The 19,860-nt window shown below is 41.1% G+C and carries 18 protein-coding genes and 1 pseudogene; 11 read left to right on the top strand and 8 right to left on the bottom strand.

The window, feature by feature from the left end:
* Nucleotides 1–22 precede the first annotated feature (22 nt).
* Together BM095_RS04225 and moaA are read right to left on the bottom strand one after the other, a co-directional pair.
* Nucleotides 23–1,051: a ThiF family adenylyltransferase gene (locus BM095_RS04225; RefSeq protein WP_091658003.1), complete on the bottom strand. Its 1,029-nt coding sequence runs from the start codon at nt 1,049–1,051 to the stop codon at nt 23–25.
* Nucleotides 1,052–1,082: 31 nt separating this feature from the next.
* Nucleotides 1,083–2,099 carry a GTP 3',8-cyclase MoaA gene (moaA, locus tag BM095_RS04220; protein ID WP_091658000.1) on the bottom strand — a complete coding sequence of 339 codons (1,017 nt, stop codon included), beginning with the start codon at nt 2,097–2,099 and terminating at the stop codon, nt 1,083–1,085.
* Nucleotides 2,100–2,245: 146 nt separating this feature from the next.
* On the opposite strand from moaA, the gene BM095_RS04215 reads away from it, so the two are divergent.
* On the top strand, nt 2,246–2,737 hold the full coding sequence (locus BM095_RS04215) for a MogA/MoaB family molybdenum cofactor biosynthesis protein (RefSeq protein ID WP_091657998.1): 492 nt from the start codon (nt 2,246–2,248) through the stop codon (nt 2,735–2,737).
* Nucleotides 2,738–2,987: 250 nt separating this feature from the next.
* On the opposite strand, the gene BM095_RS04210 is transcribed toward BM095_RS04215, so the two are convergent.
* On the bottom strand, nt 2,988–3,227 hold the full coding sequence (locus tag BM095_RS04210; RefSeq protein WP_091657995.1) for a DUF362 domain-containing protein: 240 nt from the start codon (nt 3,225–3,227) through the stop codon (nt 2,988–2,990).
* 361 nt (nt 3,228–3,588) lie between these two features.
* Here BM095_RS04210 and BM095_RS16490 point away from each other — a divergent pair, with 361 nt between their 5' ends.
* The 6 genes from BM095_RS16490 (at nt 3,589) to BM095_RS04185 (ending at nt 8,552) form a co-directional block, all read left to right on the top strand.
* A complete protein-coding gene (locus BM095_RS16490) occupies nt 3,589–3,744 on the top strand; it encodes a hypothetical protein (protein WP_177194684.1) in 156 nt (51 codons plus the stop codon).
* 2 nt (nt 3,745–3,746) lie between these two features.
* Nucleotides 3,747–4,235 carry a VanZ family protein gene (locus BM095_RS04205; protein ID WP_091657991.1) on the top strand — a complete coding sequence of 163 codons (489 nt, stop codon included), beginning with the start codon at nt 3,747–3,749 and terminating at the stop codon, nt 4,233–4,235.
* Nucleotides 4,236–4,239: 4 nt separating this feature from the next.
* Nucleotides 4,240–4,803 carry a hypothetical protein gene (locus BM095_RS04200; RefSeq protein ID WP_091657989.1) on the top strand — a complete coding sequence of 188 codons (564 nt, stop codon included), beginning with the start codon at nt 4,240–4,242 and terminating at the stop codon, nt 4,801–4,803.
* A 78-nt stretch (nt 4,804–4,881) separates the two neighbouring features.
* Nucleotides 4,882–5,652: a hypothetical protein gene (locus BM095_RS04195; protein WP_091657986.1), complete on the top strand. Its 771-nt coding sequence runs from the start codon at nt 4,882–4,884 to the stop codon at nt 5,650–5,652.
* 160 nt (nt 5,653–5,812) lie between these two features.
* Nucleotides 5,813–7,891: an S-layer homology domain-containing protein gene (locus tag BM095_RS04190; RefSeq protein ID WP_091657983.1), complete on the top strand. Its 2,079-nt coding sequence runs from the start codon at nt 5,813–5,815 to the stop codon at nt 7,889–7,891.
* A 229-nt stretch (nt 7,892–8,120) separates the two neighbouring features.
* Entirely contained in the window at nt 8,121–8,552 is a 432-nt protein-coding gene (locus BM095_RS04185) for a hypothetical protein (RefSeq protein ID WP_091657980.1), read from the top strand.
* A 72-nt stretch (nt 8,553–8,624) separates the two neighbouring features.
* On the opposite strand, the gene BM095_RS04180 is transcribed toward BM095_RS04185, so the two are convergent.
* The gene (locus BM095_RS04180; RefSeq protein ID WP_091657977.1) at nt 8,625–9,044 is read right to left on the bottom strand and encodes a single-stranded DNA-binding protein; all 420 of its coding nucleotides are present in this window, start codon (nt 9,042–9,044) and stop codon (nt 8,625–8,627) included.
* A gap of 40 nt (nt 9,045–9,084) precedes the next feature.
* Nucleotides 9,085–9,636: a transposase gene (locus BM095_RS04175; protein ID WP_091657974.1), complete on the bottom strand. Its 552-nt coding sequence runs from the start codon at nt 9,634–9,636 to the stop codon at nt 9,085–9,087.
* Between the two features lie 318 nt (nt 9,637–9,954).
* Here BM095_RS04175 and BM095_RS04170 point away from each other — a divergent pair, with 318 nt between their 5' ends.
* Entirely contained in the window at nt 9,955–10,938 is a 984-nt protein-coding gene (locus BM095_RS04170; RefSeq protein WP_177194683.1) for an S-layer homology domain-containing protein, read from the top strand.
* Between the two features lie 18 nt (nt 10,939–10,956).
* On the top strand, nt 10,957–11,841 hold the full coding sequence (gene galU, locus BM095_RS04165; protein ID WP_091657969.1) for a UTP--glucose-1-phosphate uridylyltransferase GalU: 885 nt from the start codon (nt 10,957–10,959) through the stop codon (nt 11,839–11,841).
* Nucleotides 11,842–11,878: 37 nt separating this feature from the next.
* On the opposite strand, the gene BM095_RS04160 is transcribed toward galU, so the two are convergent.
* Together BM095_RS04160 and BM095_RS04155 are read right to left on the bottom strand one after the other, a co-directional pair.
* Nucleotides 11,879–12,559 carry a DUF4956 domain-containing protein gene (locus tag BM095_RS04160; protein ID WP_091657967.1) on the bottom strand — a complete coding sequence of 227 codons (681 nt, stop codon included), beginning with the start codon at nt 12,557–12,559 and terminating at the stop codon, nt 11,879–11,881.
* 188 nt (nt 12,560–12,747) lie between these two features.
* Complete coding sequence (locus BM095_RS04155) at nt 12,748–13,539, bottom strand: polyphosphate polymerase domain-containing protein (RefSeq protein ID WP_091657964.1); 792 nt, start codon at nt 13,537–13,539, stop codon at nt 12,748–12,750.
* A gap of 156 nt (nt 13,540–13,695) precedes the next feature.
* Between BM095_RS04155 and BM095_RS04150 the strand changes: the two genes are divergently transcribed.
* Together BM095_RS04150 and BM095_RS04145 are read left to right on the top strand one after the other, a co-directional pair.
* The gene (locus BM095_RS04150; RefSeq protein ID WP_091657961.1) at nt 13,696–16,827 is read left to right on the top strand and encodes a CotH kinase family protein; all 3,132 of its coding nucleotides are present in this window, start codon (nt 13,696–13,698) and stop codon (nt 16,825–16,827) included.
* Between the two features lie 570 nt (nt 16,828–17,397).
* Nucleotides 17,398–19,362 carry an S-layer homology domain-containing protein gene (locus BM095_RS04145; RefSeq protein ID WP_091657959.1) on the top strand — a complete coding sequence of 655 codons (1,965 nt, stop codon included), beginning with the start codon at nt 17,398–17,400 and terminating at the stop codon, nt 19,360–19,362.
* A gap of 106 nt (nt 19,363–19,468) precedes the next feature.
* Here the strand turns inward: BM095_RS04145 and BM095_RS04140 are convergent.
* A pseudogene (locus BM095_RS04140) lies at nt 19,469–19,860 on the bottom strand (transposase); the annotation flags it as partial.

Raw genomic sequence — 19,860 nt, 5'->3', positions numbered from 1 at the left:
CTTATATATTGGGTTATCGAGTTCAGGATCCGGTATGTTCAAAGAAACGCTGGTATAAAAGTTTTGCTCGTTCCACCTCATTAACGCCGTGGATGAGCACTCTTCCATCGTGAAAAACATTCATTCTGCATTCCGGCAGAACACAAGTCAATATATATTGATTATGGTGGACATCACCGTGTTGCTCGAGTTCCCTGGCTAGTGTGGAGAAATTATAAGAAGTGATGTTTGGGGGACGAATTTGGACAGTATCCCGCCCGCAAAGAACTTCAAGTTTCGTATTTCCCTCCGCTTGTAAGTAAGGATAAGAGGGGTGGTCTCCACAAGAAGAACAACTAGCTTTTTTTACACCTTTCATTCCGATAGATTGGTGCTGTGCCTTCCAAACGTCAAATAGTAAGAGCGTCTGGCGCAAGTCCGAGGTATTTTCCGTCAATATTTTCATAGCTTCAGCTGTTTGGTAAGAGGCGGTCACTTGAACAGCAGGAGCGATAATTCCAGCAGTTTCACAGCTCATTCCATCGGTCGGAAGAGCAGGGAGCAAGCATTGAAGGCAGGGGGTCTGACCAGGAATAAAAGTATGACTCATCCCAAAGCTTCCTGCAAATGCTCCAAAAATCCAAGGGATTCGGTACTTTAAACTTAAGTCATTGATAATAAAACGTATATCAAAATTATCACTGCCGTCGATAATCACATCGGCCTCTTTAACAAGCTTTTCTAAATTATCTGCTTTTGCGTCTATGACGTATGACTTGATAACCGTCTCTCGGTTCAGATTTTGCAATCGCTCTTTTGCAGCGATGGCTTTTGGTGTCTGGTTTTCTGCGTGCGTTTCCGTGTACAGCTGTTGGCGGTGCAGGTTGCTCCATTCTACGATGTCACGGTCGATAATAGTTACCGTTCCCACACCGGCACGTACAAGCATCTCTGCATTCGCGCTTCCTAAAGCACCTACGCCAAGTATGAGAGCATGCTTTTCACGCAGCCTTTTTTGTCCTTCTTTCCCGATTCCTTTAAATGTTTCTTGACGTGTATAACGACTGTTCAATGCTTTGCCTCCTTTCTGCAGCCGTCTATAGTTAGCCGCCGATATAAGACATTTCAATTTTCTTTCGATTTTTTACCGTTTCTTCCGTCCGCTCATCAGAATAACGGTCGGTTCGTTTGCTCCAGATAGAAGCAAGTGTTTGTCCTATTTCTTCTGATGTAGCATTGCTGCGAAGCATATCACGCAAGTCAAATCCAGACTCGGCGAAGAGACAGGTAAATAATTTACCATCAGCAGAGATACGTGCTCGCGTACAGCTAGAACAAAACGTTTCAGAAACGGAAGAAATGAACCCAACTTCCACGTCAGAATCTTCATAGCGGTAGCGAGAAGCTACTTCCCCAAAGTAAGCTTTTTCTAATGGAATAAGCGGGGAGATGTTCGTTAATTTGTCGTACATCTCTTTCTTGGTAACAACGTGAGAAAAATCCCATCCATTGGTCTGTCCGACATCCATGAACTCAATAAATCGGAGAATGATCCCTTGTTCTTTACAATATTTAGCCAGCGGGATAATTTGATTATCATTCTCTCCTTTTTTAACGACCATATTTACCTTTACTTCCAAACCAGCTTCCATGGCAGCGTCGATTCCTTTTAAAACAGCACTAGGTTTAATGTTGCGTCCGTTCATTCTTTGGAATACTTCCTCTTCGATAGCATCGAGGCTTATGTTAACGCGCTGCAGGCCTGCTGCTCGTAATTTTTTAGCTTGATGAACAAGCATTACACCATTTGTCGTTAAAGCGATGTCATTAATTCCTTGTATAGAAGAAAGACTTTCTATTAAGTCAGGAAGATTTTTTCGGAGAAGAGGCTCTCCTCCTGTTAATCTTATTTTTTCGACACCTAACGATGCAAACTGTTTAGCAAGTGTCGTGATTTCTTCAAAGGAGAGAAGGTCTGATTCGGACATAAATGGATAATCATCTCCAAATATCTCTGCTGGCATACAATAGGTGCACCGAAAATTGCAGCGATCAATCACTGAAATGCGAAGATCACGTAAAGGGCGTTTCCAGTAGTCCGTGACTGGTTGTAGTGGCACAATCTCCCTCCTAGAAAAGTAACATTTTCATGTATTTTAACATCTTTTCAAAATAATTTGCCTCTTTTTGATTAAATGCTAACATAAGAGACGAAGAAATGAATTGAATATAGTTTAACAGAAATCAGGAACGGAGGATAATATATATGCATGAAACAAATGAAGGAATTAGAGGACGCATAGGTATTATTACAGTAAGTGACACAAGGACGGAGGAAACGGACAAAAGTGGTGCCATCATTCGTCAATTAGCAGAAGAACAGGGTCATGAAATTACTGCGTATGACATCGTAAAAGATGAGAAAGAGAAAATGCAAGATTTATTACATACATGGTTGCAGGATGAACCAGTGGATGTCGTAATTATGAACGGGGGTACCGGTTTCTCTCCTCGTGACGTCACGTATGAAGCAGTGAACGAGTTATTGGATAAGGAGATGGAAGGATTCGGTGAACTGTTTCGTATGCTCAGTTATGAGGAAATTGGAGCAAAAGCGATGTTCAGCAGAGCAATTGGGGGGAGCGTAAAAGAAAAAGTGATATTTGCACTGCCTGGCTCCTCAAATGCTGTAAAACTTGGAATGAATCAATTAATTTTGCCTGTGCTTTCTCATTTTATGGAAGAACTGAACAAATAGCCAAAAAAACAGGCTCCAGTATAACCTGGAGCCTGTAAAGAAATGGCAGAACCATTTCGGGGCATCACGGTTTCCTGTGGTGCCCCATATATAAGAGGTATGGGGGTGGGGTAGTAATGGTATACCCGCTCTGCAGAAATTTAATCATAAAAAAGAGCCCGATTTCGAAAAAAATCGGACTCTTTTTTTTAGAGGTAGCTGTAGCCCTTGGTATATCAAGGATTTTACTAAAAAATATTTTTAAAAGATTTTAGTTGCTGCCATAAAATTCTTTTGCCTTTTCCAAGAAAGGCTCCGTCTCAGGTGTAAGCTCAGTGTCTTCCACAATCGCTTCCACCGGACATACTACGATGCAAGCACCGCAGTCGATGCAAACATCAGGATCAATGAAAAATTGATCTTCTCCTTCTTCAATACAATCAACCGGACATACATCTACGCAGTCGGCGGCTTTTTCCCCAATGCAAGGTTCAGTGATAACAAAAGCCATACGATCCACCTCCTTATCAACGTGGCCCCATGTAAGTAACCCCATGGTGTCTTCCATACTGATGAATATAAAAGCTATATGGCAGGATATAAGTTATCCATAAACCACAAGATTAGTGGGCAGGATGAGCAAAAATACTTTTCCTGTTCCCCGCTTTCATTTTAACAAATAACTCTTCAAATTCCGAGAATGAAAAGCAAAAAGAATTCAAATCATTCGCTTTTCTACCATGTTAGGAAAATTTTACTTGGAAAAACAATTAAAATTCATTACAATTGGGTAAAAATCAAGTAGTGATTAAAGAAACACACTGTCTATCATATAAAATTTATTAAATGAAAACAAGGAGGAGGAGGAGACATTGGAAAGAAAGAAACAAGTCATTGCTTTAATGGAACATCTGCTAACGGACTCCGAAAAAAACCCAGATAAAACCGTGGAAGAAGTGCTTCAAGAAATTTCCTGCAAGTTACGCAAGATTTATAGTGACCATCCAGTCGATTCACAAGAAGGTTGAAGATGCGGAAGAAAGTAATGTACGCTCTTCCTCTCCTTTTGGTGGTGAGTGTGATAGTTACTGCCTCATCCATGTCTTATGAACAGCAGGATCTTCGTGAATATATCAATAGGTTACCGCTGGAATGGGTAGAACATGCATTAGGTTCCATATCTTTTACATACTCAACGGGAACAGTAAGTATCGAAGAAAAAGGCACGGCAGGGTTTATCGAATTTTTTATCCGAAAAGGTACACATTTTGTTGTCTATGGTTTAATGATGATAGGCTCTTATTTAGCTTTAATACCATATCGGATTAATTTTGTTTGGAAAATTATCACTTCTTATTTATTTATCACATTGTTTGCTGTGATCGATGAATTAAGACACTTTTACCATCCAGACCGAACAGGTTTATGGCAAGATATTGTTCTTGATATGACAGGCGGCTTATTTGCTGTCCTCGTCATCGTAATTGATCATCATCGTACGAGCACGAAAGGAAGATAACACAATGAGCCGTTGGCTGGCAGCGTTTACTGTCGTTTTAGCTATAGCTATAGGGGGAGTCGGCTGGTTGCACTGGAATCATTCTACGTCAAATTGGACAACCTCTTCCGTTTCCTCTGCGAAGGAAGTTAATGATGAAACAGAAGAAACACAGGAGGAAACGACCTCTCCCGCGAAAAAAAATAAAGACAAATCAGATAGAGACCCCCGTTCTGTGCAAGATATCGTATATCCATACGCGGTGAAATTCGAACGAATGAATGAGAAATACAAGAAGGAATTGGAAGGGTATCTGCAAGCTGCTGAAGAAGAATATTATGCAAGCTTAAAAACGCAAGACGATGCCCACCAAACCATCGTCGACAAATATCGGAAAAAAGCAGATGATTTAGAAGATCAGCTGGATAACATGCATGAAAAAGAAATAGAAGAACTTAAGCACCAACTTATGGAAAAAGAGTACGAGCCATCTTATGCTTGGGAATATGAATGGGAATATGAATCAGTAAAAGAGAGCAGTCGACTTGCTTTTATCCGAGCATTAATTAATCTTCGCAGTTTTGAGTAATTTTCTGGATCTTGTATATTTCTTCCAACGATTATAAACTAAGAGTTAAGAATTAGCTCCAAAAAAGGAGTTGGATGGATGAAAAAATGGATTGGCCTTGGAGCGATATTCCTCGTTATTTTGACAATTACCGGAATGGTTACATTCAACAACAAAGTGGAGAAAAGTCAGGCTGATATAGGAGAAGTAGATCGAAGCTCAGAGGAAAAAGAATCTTTACAAGCTGCGGAGAAAGAAGACGAAGAAGACTCTGCAACGGCTTCATCTACGGAAAGTTCTGAAGAGCAGACAAGTTCTGATCGTACAAACTCAACCAGCACAGAACCGACGTCCAAAAATGAAGAACGAGAAAGTGAAAATGATTCCGAAAATAATGAGAGGAATCAGCATTCACAATCTGCGTCAGACACTTCTGATTCATCGGGAGCAAAAGCCGGGACTTCTCAAAGCCAGCCCCATAGTGAAGGGAACAGCAGCTCAGGGAATCAAGGAACAAATGAGAACAACAATGATAACCAAAGTACCTCCAGTAAGAGTGCTGAAGCGATATTAAACAAATATGAAGCAGAATTCAGAGCTATGGAATCACAACAAAATGCAAAACTCGACAGTCTTGTCGATGAAGCATACAATGACTTTTTAAATGAAGGTGTTAATGTGGAAGCTTATAAATCACGTGCACAATCAATGGAAGCTCAAAGTGATTCTCAATTTTATTCGAAATACGAAGCTTTACAGTCAGAATTAGTTAAAAATGGTTATAGTCCAAGCCTTGCCACACCATTTAAGAACACATATGAGTCAAAAAAAGCACAAAAAAGAGCTGAGCTAGAAAGCTATACCCAGTGAAAAAGCGGACATGTCCCTTGTTCGCTTTTTAGTATGAACAAGAATAGTGAGTAAATATATTATACATTTTTGTAATATTTTAAAATTTAATAAAAGTGTGTTTAAATGCAAAATGTATATTTTGTTTTTGTAAACATAACAGAAGAGGTGAAAGGAAAAGATGAAAAAGTATCCATTTAGCAAACAAGCAATCAAGGTCATGTTAGCTGCAGCTTTAATAACTTCACCGCTTACAGCTAGTCTTCCGCTTTTCAATGGGAGTGTAGTAGAAGCTAAAGAAGTAGATGTTGCAGAAATTATTAATGAGGAACTAGGTGACGGAACAGCTGAAGAGATAGCAAAAGATGTAGCTGCAATTTTATACGAATCCGATCCAGATACTATAGAAAGCAAGTTACAAAACTTGAAAGAAGATCACGAGGATAACCTATCGTCCCTATTTGATGATGACATTGATATAGATACATTACTCGATTTTCTTACAAAGCTTGAGGGGAAATTAAAAGAAGAAATTAACGATGGTAATAAGGATGATATTGTCAGCCAGATTTTTGCAAAAGGATTTAATAATTACATGGAAAAGCATATAAACAAAGTATTAGAAGAGAACCCGGAATTGGATAACGCAAACGATGTAATGAAAGAAAAAATAGGAATTGAATTTTCTTCTTTTTTAAAGATGAAAGATCGTTTAGAAAGTAAATTAGAACTAAGTTCAAGTGAGAAAATCAATTTAATGACAGGTCTAGCCTCGGCATATGTTGCGTCAGAGGATGAATTTGAAAACCCTGACGATAAGGTTGAAAACATTGCCAACAAGTTAGCTACCATCCACGAGAACTTAGATGATGAGGAAAAAGAAATTGTAAAAGAAATCAATAAAGACATTGCAATCTTGGATGAAAGTGATTGGAGAGAGATCTTAGGTAAAGGAAACATTGATGACGACTCGTCTAGTGGTGGTTCTGGAGGGTCTGGTGGTTCATCAGGCGGGGGTTCTGGCTCCGGTGGTGGCGGTAGTGATGACGATGACTCTGACCAAGATGAAACTCCGGGAACTCCTCCAGAAGACACGTATGAAGATGAGCGTGTTACCGATGAAGATGGGACAGAGCGTGTGATTCGTCATGTCGATAGCGATAAGCTTGAGGATTACTTAGATAACCAAGAAGAGGTGGAAACGGTAAGGCTTACCGTGGAAAAGGAAGAAGGGGAGCAAGGTGAGATCCGGATCCCACAAGAAGCTATTGGTTCCATTCATGAAAAGAATCCGAACGCGACAGTAGAAGTACGTTCAACGGAAGGATCCATTTATCTTCCAGTTAGCACGCTAGTAACGACGGAGGACGGATCGACGGTACGGGTTGCTGTTAACTCAACTACAGAAGGTACAGAAGTATTGGAAGAGAATAATTTAACTGCTACCTCCCCTATTGTTGAGTTTCGGGCAAGTATAATTTCTTCTGATGGGGAAGAAAGAGAGCTCGATAATTTTGATCGACATATTACACGGGAAATTAACGGGGACGAAGCCTTCGATCCCAATGCCGTTGTCCTTCGATTAGGAGAAGATGGTGACTTTGTTGCTGCTCCTACTATCATTAATGAAGAGACTGCGACATTTAAAACTCAGTATTTCAGTAGGTATGTGGTGGTAGAGCATGAAAAAACGTTTGTGGACGTGCCAAACGATTATTGGGCAAAAGATCAATTTGATAAATTAGGGTCTCGCTTTATTTTCCAAGGACGCTCGGACGGTACGGTGGCACCTGGTGAAGAAATGAGACGTGCCCAATTTGCCGCTTTAATTGTCCGGTCTCTTGGTCTTTCTGCGGAAAGTGAATATGCCGGTGAGTTCGTAGACGTGGACGAAGATGATTGGTTTACGGAAGAAATTCAGCCAGCAATTGAACAAGGAATTATCCAAGGTCGAAAAGACGGGACGTTTGCGCCTAATGACCGGGTAACTCGGCAACAGGCAGCGGCTATGCTTTCAAGGGCTATGGACATCACAGGCTTCAATGAAGAAGAACTTGATATCGAACGAACCATTCAATCCTTTGAGGATGTAGAGCGTATTGGGGAGTGGGCTCAACCTCACGTGGAGCGTTTAATGCAAGCTGGAGTGATCGATGGCCGTGATGATGGTAGAATCTTTGATCCAAAGACGGGTACAAGTCGAGCTCAAATGGCAAAAATGCTGGATGAGTATCTGACATTCATTGATTTCATGAACTAAAAAAATCACAAGTCGCTCCTCTGGAGGAGAAAGGCGTAGACGTAGTGCGGTTTACAATGATCGCCAAGCCGGATCCTTGAGGATAATACTTCGTGATTGCTCTGAAAAACCACCTCTTGCTATGTTAGCAGGAGGTGGTTTTGGTGGCTTATGCCTATGTCAGCTATATTTTCTTTTGGAAAGAAGACTGCTAACATGAAGGAAGGAGATAAAATGAGGAGGAATCCGTATGACTCTTCCTTTGCGGCAAGCAGAGCAGAACTTTCTTAATCGATATGTAGAATGGTTGGAGCTTGTAAAAGAAGGCTTATCTTCCATCGTATATTTTTATAGAGAAGGATTTATAGAAAGCGGAGACCGTCTGCTTCATCAGATGATAGACGGGTTTGAACCTTTTTCAATGGAAACGATGACGATGCGTTATCTGTTCGGAAACGTTCCTGAATATCAAGAGGAAATGAAGTCTATTCATCATATCTTGGAACAGACGAAAGAAGGACTGTCGGATAATACGATCACTGACCGAATGTTTTATGTGACTGCGACGTTTATCCCTGCCTTTGAACGCTGGACTGTGATTGCGCATGTCGTACGTGAAAGAGCTGTTGGTGAACAGGCGACCAACAGCTTTTATGGAGAGGAATACGAGAAAAGAGAGTAGAAGGTAACTGGGAGAGGAAAATGAAAGAGGGCCTGTTTTGATTGCTAGGAAAGATAAGACAAACGGTCGTGCTTAATTACTATGTTCTCGAACGACAGTACCTGCCGTAGTGTCAGTAATGGGTGTCAATGGAGGTTTTTCTAACAAGGAAGCAGGGGACGTATTCTTGTCTGGATTAATTTTTAGAAAGCGTACTTGTTCTGCATTTACATCGATTACTTGCACTTTCTTTTGTTCTTTATTTTCATAGGTTCGAGTATGGATCCGCCCGTTTATTCCTACAAGGGCTCCTTTATGGCAATAAATAGCAGTGTTTTCTGCTTGTTTGCGCCATACCGTGACGGGAATGAAGTCGGCATCGAACTCGCCCTGTGCGTTACGAAATGAGCGCTGCACTGCAAGGGTGAAATTACAGACAGCAATCCCATCTTTCGTATATGTCAGCTCCGGGTCACGTGTGAATCGCCCTACTATTGTCACTTGATTAAACATATGGAAAAAGGCTCCTTTCTGCATAGAAGAAGACACGGCTTTAGGAGATAAGATTTAAAAACTTCTGGAAAGCCTGATGTTTTGGATGGGGAAAAGGAGATAATGTGCGGTCCAGAGATAGTACGGGATGAGGAGGATCGCCTTCTGGTTGGGGAGATAAATAGTCTCTCGCGCTGCACCACCGGTAAGACGATATATCTTCTTTGGGTTTTTCTTCGAGAGGAGTTAAGTGAATGATACGGCTCGTTTCGAAGAAGTGAGTTTCGTCTAGGATTAATTGGGAGACGAAACGCCCATTGAAAACATGTCCACTTTGTTTGTGCCTCCGATTGTAATACATGGCATAGCTCGTGTGGAGGCGCTGTATTAATGATGATATTTCTTCGGTTACGGTTTCTATTAATAGATGAACTTTTTTAGGAAGAAGAGCATAAGCATGAATATCAAAATTTTCCCGTAGTTTGTGTTTTGACAACAAGAACAGGTAGTGAGCGTAATCTTTTCGATCACAGAAAAGAGGAGCATTCTTCAGCCCACTTGCTTCCACGTGGAAGGTAGCACCAGGGAACCAAATACGCTGAGGGCGGGCCACAATTAGCATCACCTCCGATTAGTATAGAAATGTTGTTAAAAAACAGGAATAAAATCGGATAGATAAGGGTAGAGCATTGGGGGTAAGCTTAGGGGGAGCTTACATAGGGGATAACACTTTTTAAAACGGCCCTCCTTCCTTAGTAAGTTATCTTTAATATAACAGATTTTTCAAAAAAAGGCACTATTAATCTTTTGGGAATTTTTGCGGGGTCGGACCTCGAGAAAAAAACCATAATCGTAAAGAGGAGGATGATTTCAAAAAGGTAGAACACGGTCTGAAAAGAAGGATATCTTAGTCAGAGAGGAGGACATGCTGTTGGAACTAGATATTTCACAGTACATACGAAAATGCGGAAAGGTGGCTGCAACGGCTGCATTAGGCTCTATTTTATACATAACTTCAGTTAACGATTCTACTGCTGAGCCTTCCGAATCATTTCCAGATGTGAAGAACGATTACTGGGCGGCAGAAGAAATTTATTGGGCGGAAGATAGAGAGCTGATCCAAGGTCATAAAGACGGCACATTTGGACCAGGAGAGGAGATGACGGAGGCCCAATTTGTGACGATGCTCAGTCGTTATTTTGGTTTCGAGACGAACAGAGTAAATGATGATAACCATTGGGCCCAACGTGCTTATCAATCTCTTTCTCATAACAAACTACGCATGCCTGGATTACGTGATAACTCGATAAAAAACAGGGAAGTTACAAGAGGGGTTATTAGTCAAGCATTCGCTCATTCGCAAGGCCAGGAACAAGGGTTGGAAAATTCAGTAGCTTGGATGTTTGCTGAGAATATAACTACCGGGAGAAAACAAGGCAAATCACAGATGGAGCGTTATGATGTCAACGGAAAACTGACCCGTGCGCAAGCGGCAGTTTTCTTTAAACGTTTTCATGATCAATCGATGTCTGAGTGGCAGGCCCATTCTCTTTTAGATCTCACTCCAGAGGGGTCGAATCAATATACCGAAAAAGTTCGTGAGCTGTACGAGGAAAAAGGTATAACGGTTTATGCTAGGGGAGAGAACGGATTTGGAACGGCAGACCCCGAATTTTATCATCTATTCCAAGCGTATCAACTCGATGTAAGAGAATATGCGGTAGCTCGAACGACAGAAGAAAACTTTTCCTTGGCGGCTCGTGTTGGGGAAGCATTAGGAGCTCCTGTCTCTGCAAATGAATTGCGACAAGCACTCATTCGAGCGAACGAGACAGAGGAGGAAATTGTTATTTCTGGAGTGGAGATTATACCACAAAAAAGTGATATATTTATTTTGTGGAGCGAGGAAGAGTAAAAGACTGGAGGGTATGACGTGAAAGTTAGAAAAGCAATCATCCCGGCTGCCGGGTTAGGAACGAGATTTTTACCAGCAACCAAAGCACAGCCAAAAGAAATGCTTCCCATTGTCGATAAACCAACCATACAGTATATCGTAGAAGAAGCAATTGATTCCGGGATTGAAGATATTATCATTGTTAGTGGACGCGGTAAACGTGCGATGGAAGACCACTTTGATAAATCATACGAACTCGAAGAGACATTGGCCAAAAAAGAGAAGTGGGCTATGCTGGAAGAAGTACAAGCTATTTCCAACATGGCGAACATTCACTACATCCGTCAGAAAGAGCCGAAAGGTTTAGGACATGCCATAGCATGTGCCAGCCGATTTGTGGGAGATGAACCGTTCGCTGTACTGCTAGGCGATGACATCGTAAAATCAGATACTCCTTGCCTCAAGCAATTAATTGATACCTTCGATCGCTACCATTCTTCCGTCGTTGGCGTACAAGAGGTTCCGGATGAGGATGTGTCTAAGTATGGCATTGTCTCTCCTAAAGGAGAAGAGGTAGAAGATGGAGTTATCCATTTGAATGATCTGGTCGAAAAGCCTGCCTTAGATCATGCTCCATCAAATTATGCCATTATGGGCCGTTATGTTCTACGTCCGGAGGTCTTTTCTATTTTGCATCAGTTACCGCCTGGCTCTGGCAACGAAATCCAATTAACCGATGCGATTAGAAAGTTAAATGAAACACAAGCTGTCCTCGCTTATCAATTTGGCGGTGTCCGTTACGATGTTGGAGATAAGTTTGGTTTTATCAAAGCAACCATTGATTTTGCGTTAGAACGGGAAGATTTACGAGAGCCATTAATGGGTTATTTAAAAGAGACGCTTTCAGACCATGTGAATAAATAAAAGAGAACCAGCTGTGTCGATTCACACAGCTGGTTCTTTAATTCACCATTCCTACCGCAACTTTTAAATTGGCATTTCTTTCTCGAATCGCGTCCATTAAATCTTTATCCGAGATCCCTTCTTTTTTGGCAATCAAATAAGTTAATTGATACATCGTTCCTAGATTGGTGGTTTCCACCATATTTAATTGATAATAGTCCAAGTACTCCTCGAATATATCATCAAATACATCCTCGTAGTGCATGTTTTCTGGAATTGTGATTTTCAGCGACTTATACGAGCTTTTTATACCCCCGTAATCAAACGCATAAAGAAGGTAAATTAATACGGATAACATAATGGTAAATACGATAGCTAGTAAGTAAAAACCTAACCCGCATGATATACCTGCTGCCATGCCGAAAAAGATAAATGCAATGTCTTTTGGATCGCTCATGGCACTGCGGAAGCGAATGATAGAAAAAGCACCAACCAGTCCAAATGCCACAGCGATATTATTGCCAATCACTATCATAATAATCGCCACAACGACAGACATGATGATAATGGTATGTACAAACGATTGCGAATAACGGCCGCTTTTGTGTGTCTTCTTATATAAGTATGTAATAATTAAACTCAATACAAAGCTTAGTACAATAGCAGTAAAACCTTCAATAATACTAGCTCTCGTGGTTAAGTCGGATATATTACGTATCTCATTCATAAACTGATTCATTATGCAATCTCCTCATCCTATACTTCGAAAACATGGAGAGGCTGTTTCCTGATGGAGAAACAACCTCTAAGAACGTCCTATTTCATTATAGAGATCAGTACTTACTCTTTCAATGGTATAAAATCTCTAACATAGAAGAATAGGGCATACTTTGAAAGCGAACATCAATCAAAACGTTTTCCTGTAGCTTAAATAATGATAGAGGCATTGTCAGGATTTCTCAAAGCTGATGAAGAGGAACGCAGTTTTTTTGCAGCAATGTCTTCCATTAAATCAATGCTAGTGCAAAACTTAGACACGCTTTGACGAGGACACTGAAATTCACTTAATAACCTTGAAAGCCAAAGGGGGACACTTTGCGACACTTTAACTTCCATGACGACTAGGTTCGGATCTACAAAATGCACTCCATCAGGACCGTCCTCGATACGCAAGTTATTATCACGAGCCATAAGATTATAATCAAATGTCACCCGCAAGTCAGAATCTTCGATGCCATGAAACGCTTGTCTGTCATAGCTCACAACTACTCGAGGTTGAAGATGATAAAGAGAACGAAATGATTCAGCTTCTTTCATGATTTGAACATTCGTAGGTTCGAACTGACTTACATCATTTTTTGCTTCTGCTTTCAAATATTCATAAGCTTTCCGTAGAGGGAGCTTCGTTCGCCTTTTATTAACTACTTTGTTAAATTTTTGTTTCACTTCTAAGAAAGAAGGGCTGTCTAAGGTGGCATCATCATAAACACGAAGGCGAAGCTTTTGCCTGAAATTCAGCTTATTACGAGTTTCATAGTATATCTTCTTGTCTTCAGAATCGAAGTAGAGGCTGACAATATTGTAGCGGCCAAGCCCGTCTCCAAACTTATCATATCTCATTTTATTAGAACGGATAAGTGTTTCCGCAATTTCTTCATATACGTGAAAAGGGATTAAATATTTGAGCTCATATCGCTGAAATATTTCCTTAGCCTGCATGTACAACCACCACCTATCTATACACAAACTTAACAACATCTTTACAATATTAAAATTATAACATTAGCAAATACAGATGTCAGCTTAAAGGAAGTTGTGGTATCAGAACTGTTTGTCGAGACAACCGTTTGCTATAATAGGTGTGGTCCGCAATTCATGGATAAGATAGAAGATCGAGTAGAAAGGCGGGACATCCCTTTGAATAGCAAAAACAGTAAAATCACAGCAATTATGCTGATTCCTATCGCACTTGCAATCAGTATTATTGCTCTTTATATGGCACAGGAAACAAATATAAATTTCGAGGATGAAAATTTGGAGCTCGCAGTACGAGAAGAATTAAATATAAAAGAAGGACCGATTAGAAAAGAGGATGTAGAACAAGTAGATAAATTGGATTTAAGTTACAGCGGGATTGAGTCCTTGCATGGCATAGAAGCGATGATAACCGTCAGACATCTTAATCTGGAAGGGAATCGGATCAAAGATATTTCACCGTTAGAGGAGCTTACTTATTTAGAGGAGCTGAATCTGCGTGAGAACCGTATCAACGACTTCTCTGTGTTAAGTAATCTTAAACGTATAACCTCCCTTGACTTGAGAGATACGGGGATGGATACATTAGATCCAGTGGGAGAAATAATACAGCTCACTGATTTGAATGTTCGTGGGAACAATATCAAATCTCTTCAGCCGTTAGAGAACCTTGAGCAGTTATCTGTGTTAAATGTCCGTAACAACCAAATTGAAGATATTTCAGTACTTACGAACTTAGAAATGCTGGAAGATATCAATCTAAGAAATAATCGCATTCAAGATTTCTCTTCTGTATTTCACTTGCCCAATCTCACAACCCGTTTGTACGTGATGGGTAATCCAGGGGTAGACATAAAAAAATTTGTACCTTTGTACGAGAAGATAGAGAACATGGATATCGATGAACCGGAGCTAGCTTTAACTTTTAATATGGAAGGAGGGGTTTATCCCAACCCTCAAACCATTGAATTAAGCCAGGTTATCGGTGCGGAAGGAACCATCCGGTACACGTTGGATGGAAGTGAACCATCAGAACAATCCAAGGCATACAAGAACCCTATTCATTTAGAAGAGACTACGGTTGTAAAAGCTCGATTTTACGACCAATACGGGAATGCAGGAGAAAGGGTGTCGAATACGTATGTCATTGGAGAAAACAGCACCTTGCCTGTCGTTTCTCTCTCGGGAAATCCCGAAGACTTTTTTAGTGAAACATTTGGTATCTATACGGAAGGCGCGCATACAGAGGGTGGAGAAGAATATAATGAGGAAGCAAACTATGCGCAAAGTGGAGATCTTTGGGAGAGGGAAGCTACGGTGGAAATGTACAAACCGGATGGCACAGAAATGATTCATCAGCAAGCGGGTGTAAGATTGCATGGGAATAAGAGCCGTAACTATCCGAAAAAGTCGTTTAGGCTATATGCGCGTTCTGATTATGATACGGAAAACACGTTTAATTATCCGTTATTCCCTAAAGAAGAGGAAAGTGAGTTTAACCGCTTGATCTTGCGAAATTCGGGGAACGATTGGGACGAAACTTTATTTCGAGATGCATTTCTTCAGGAATTAATTGGTGGATTTGACGTAGAAACACAAGCATTACAACCTGTCAATCTGTATTTGAATGGAGAATACTGGGGCGTATACAACCTTCGTGAAAGGATAGACAATCATCATTTTGAATTCAAATATGGTATTACGGAAGATCGTTTAGAATACCTTGAACATGATTCTAAGGTTAGAGTCGGGGATAATCGTCATTACGTGAATATGCTTACTTATATAAAAGAAAATGATATCAAGGATCCCAAGGTATACAAGTGGGTCTCTGAACAGATGGATATGAACAGCTTTATCGATTACAATATCGCTGAGATTTATGTAAGTAATCTGGACTGGCCCGCTAATAATATTAGGTACTGGAGAGAAAAGCCTAATGGGAAATGGCAATGGACAGTGTATGATCTGGACTTTGGTTTCGGAAAAGATGGAGTGGAAGAAACAGTTGCACATCACACGCTAAACTTCGCGACAGAAGAAGGAAATACTGGTTGGCCGAACCCGGATTGGTCGACATTTCTACTCCGCAGTTTACTTGAGAACGAAGAGTTTCGCGCACGTTTTGCTGGAACATTTTCTCATTACTTAAATACTCATTTTAATGAGGATCGGGTAACAAACAAATTAGACAAATTTGCTTCTATTTATCAACCAGAAATAGAGCGTAATATAAAGCGTTGGAACGCCCCTGAAAGTATGGAAAAATGGCAGGAAAACGTTAATGTGATGCGTGAATTCGGTCTCGTCCGCGATGATTATATGTATGCACATTTAGTAGACTTTTTTGATCTTAGTGGTTATGCAAACATGACTGTTACGGTTGAATCAGATCAACAAGTAGAAGTCTATGGCAAGGACATCCCTATGGATAGCAACAAGGAATGGACAGGAATGTACACGGCAGACACTCCATTGGAAATCCAAGTGGAAGGCAAGAAGGCAGTACTGACAGCAAAAGAGAATGAGGGAAATCTTATTGATGAAAAAGGTCGTCTCGTATTACCTTCCAAAGGGAATGGAGAACTTGTCATTTCTGATCATGAAGGAAACCGAGTAGGGACCATTTCTGTAGAAGGAATACCTGTTGAGAAAGATACCATTTCACTTGACGTAGGAGAGGAGTTCAACTGGTCGGAGGTTGCTTCTAGCAAAGGGACATATGCCACCATTGACAACCCTGATTTAGGAGATGTGAACGATCGTACATTTACAGCCGAATCAGCGGGGGAGGGACTTCTTACAGTACACAATGAAAAAGATCAAGTTGTTTCTATGATGAGAGTGAAAATTGTCCAACCAGCGAAAGAACCAAGTGTATATAATGAAGGTCACCCTTCCGCAACATATCAAGGTACTTGGCATGATACTCAAAACGAAAATCATCACCGAGGAACAGCTTCCTATAGTGAGGAAAGAGGGGGCGAGATAACAATCACATTTGAAGGCACAGGAATTCGATGGTATGGCTATAAAGGGCCTAGTCAGGGAATTGCTACCATTCAAGTAGATGGAGGAGAGACAGACTCCGTAGATACGTACAATCAAAAAGGGATGTTAAATACGGAGATTTATTCTGTGACAGGCTTGGAGAAAGGAAGACATACGATGACGATCACCGTTACAGGAAAGAAGAACGAACAAGCTAAAAACCATCGTATTCATATTGACAGTTTTGAAGTAATTGGGTGATCAAGAAAAGCGCAAGACGCCCACCTATCGGCGACAAGCGCTGGAGAAGGAAGTTCGACTGTGTTGGTGAGTACTTCTACTAAAAACGCCCACATCTTGTGGGCAACGTAGAAGCCACCGCCTCCTGCGGAAGTTCCTGTGACAACATCGAACTGACTTGCACAGGATGTTTATGTTTTTAGCAAAAGGTCATTCAACTGTGGGCCCCGAGCGATTAGGAGCTGTAGCTAGACATCACTCCGTGCATGCTATACATTCCTATCTTTGAACAAAACGCTTCCGTTTATCGCATTTGATAAGCGGAAGCGTTTTTATATTATTGAGAGATTTGTATGAGAATTTTGAAAGAGCAAACATTTGTCATCCATCTTCGGTTCTGCCAGTTCTAGGCGGGTGGCACGTTTCATTGCTTAAAGCCGGAAGAACGACAAAATCTGCTATTTTTGATAAGTTACCTATCTTTTTTCCTATCTTCTTGATATGGAATTGACACAATATGACAAGTAACATATCCTACAAATAGATTATTAGAATCAAAGATTTTACATAAAACGGGAGAGGGTTCATTTCATGTCAATAAAAACGAAATTACACCGCGGCGCAGTATCTGTTCTGTCGCTTGGATTTTTATTTACGGCGACGCAGGCAGATGCTTCTTCTTTTGAGGTCAGTCCTGGGGTTACGTATGAAAAGGATGCTGGAACAGGAGCAAATATACTGAAAGTAGATTTAACGAATGATTACAGTCAGCTAGATGTAGGGGTTCCGACACCGTTAAACCATCTAGAAACAACATCTCAGCAAGCGAGAAAGGCAACAAGCGAAGGGCATCACGCCGTCGGGGCGATTAATGCCACATTCTTTGATATGGGAGCCGGTAATTCGAAGCTGCCATTTAGTATCATTACGGTTGATAATGAGATTATTAGCTTTGGAAGAATCTCAAAAGGGAGAGAGCATTACCGCAGCAAACCGATTGTCTTTGGAGAACGTTCGAATGGCAAGGCATCTATTGGAGACTATCAGGCAAATGTTTCTGCTCAAGTGAATGGCAAATCTATTAAGATTGATACGATCAATAGTGACCGACGAAGTGATGAAGCTGTTTTATTCACACCATCTTACATAAGTAATCGCACGGAGACCAATGAATATGGAATGGAAATAATTGTAGAACGTGCTTCTGGAAATCCAGGAAGCTTTTCATTTGGTGATGAATTAACAGGAACTGTCACAGCAGTTCGGGGCTATAAAGAAGCTGGCAACTCTCGCATCCCGGAAAATGGATTCGTAATCTCTGCAGTAGGAGATAAACTACATTCATTAGATAGTGTTAAAGAAGGAGATACAATCACAGTTAACGCGTCTATTAATGATCGTTGGAAAGATGCCTCGTTTATTTTAGGAAGTGGACCGCAGCTGGTTAAGAATGGGGAAGTAAATATAACAATGGATCCGAACAGTTGGCGTTACACTTCACAAACTGCTAGAACGGCTGTTGGAGTAGATGCTTCTGGGGACAATGTATATATGGTAACAATGGATAAAGCAAATATTAGGCAGTTGGCCGAATACATGAAAAAGATTGGATCGGACCGGGCATTGAATTTTGATGGAGGCGGCTCCACCACATTGGTTGCACGTAAACACGGCGATAAATATGCAAGTGTCATGAATAACCTTTCAGCAGGAAGCGAACGTTCTGTTTCGGCAACACTTCAAGCTATAAGTACAGCACCTACCTCGGATCTAAGCCGGCTGATCCTTTCAAGAGAAGGGAATGGAACAGTAGAAATTGGTGATCAGATAAAGGTTTCTTATCTATATGGAACAGACCAATATTATAACCCTGTAGATATAAATGAGAACGATGTGACCTGGACAGTAACAAATGATGTGGGAAGAATGAAAGGTTCTACGTTCATTGCTGAAAAAGCAGGAGAAGGAAGAATTCGAGCTCATTACAATGGAGAACAAGTTGGGTCTGTATCTGTTAAAGTTGTCAAACCAGCACTGTTCAAAGATGTAAGTGCAGACTATTGGGCAGCTAGTGAAATCGAGTATCTGTACGAGAGAGAAATTATAGGAGGATACGGTGATGGAACGTATCGTCCCGGAATGGGCTTAAAACGCTCCCAAGCAGCAAGCATGATGGCTAGAGCGTTTGATCTTAATACGGCTAATCGATCTAACCCAGGATTCACCGATGTTGATACAGACTTCCATGCATTTGAAGATATTGCAACGGTAGCGGATGAAGGGTTAATGCGGGGAAGTGGAAATGAATTTCGGCCGAATGGAGAACTCACCCGTGCCCAAATGGCTGTGATTTTAACTCGCGCCTTTAACCTAACGAGTGATTCAACGTCAAGCTTCCGTGACGTAGACTCTGATTTCTGGGCATACGAGGAAATAGAGGCCTTGGCTGCTCATGGTATTGCTAAAGGCAGCAATGGGAAATTCCGGCCTGGAGAAACAGTATCCAGAGCACAGTTTGCTGTGTTTATGAAACGGGCTCTCGAAAAGTTCAATTAATATATGTATAAAAGGGGCTGTATCAAAAGCCCTTAATGTTAAAATACCATGGACGCCATCCATCTAGATGGTGACCATGGATTTTTTAAAATCCAACTTATGCAGCTGGCTTCATTTTGCGGCGTCTTGCCACCGCCATCTTACGTATATTGTGAGCGAGAGCCACCCAACCAAACTCCACCTGAACTTTTTCCAACCCTCTCAGGTGGAATCGCTGGAAGCCAAGATTTTGTTTGACATGACCAAATACACTCTCCATGTCCGTTTTTCGGCGCGCGTAGAGTGTTCGTCCGAACTCGCTTTTCAGTTTGATCGCTTCTTTCGCTTTGAGTTCCTCGTAGACCGGATTATAATAGACCTTCCGGTTTCCTTTGGCGGTGGTGCAGTCCGCTTTGAATGGGCATTCTTCGCAGGATTCACATTCATAGATTTTAAAGTCCCGCCTGTATCCGTATTTATCTGTACGGCGGCGGTAGTGACGGAAGGTGACCTTTCGCT

Source organism: Alteribacillus iranensis, assembly GCF_900113025.1.
Taxonomy (GTDB): Bacteria; Bacillota; Bacilli; order Bacillales; family Marinococcaceae; genus Alteribacillus_A; species Alteribacillus_A iranensis.
This window is presented reverse-complemented; position numbering and strand designations above follow the sequence as displayed.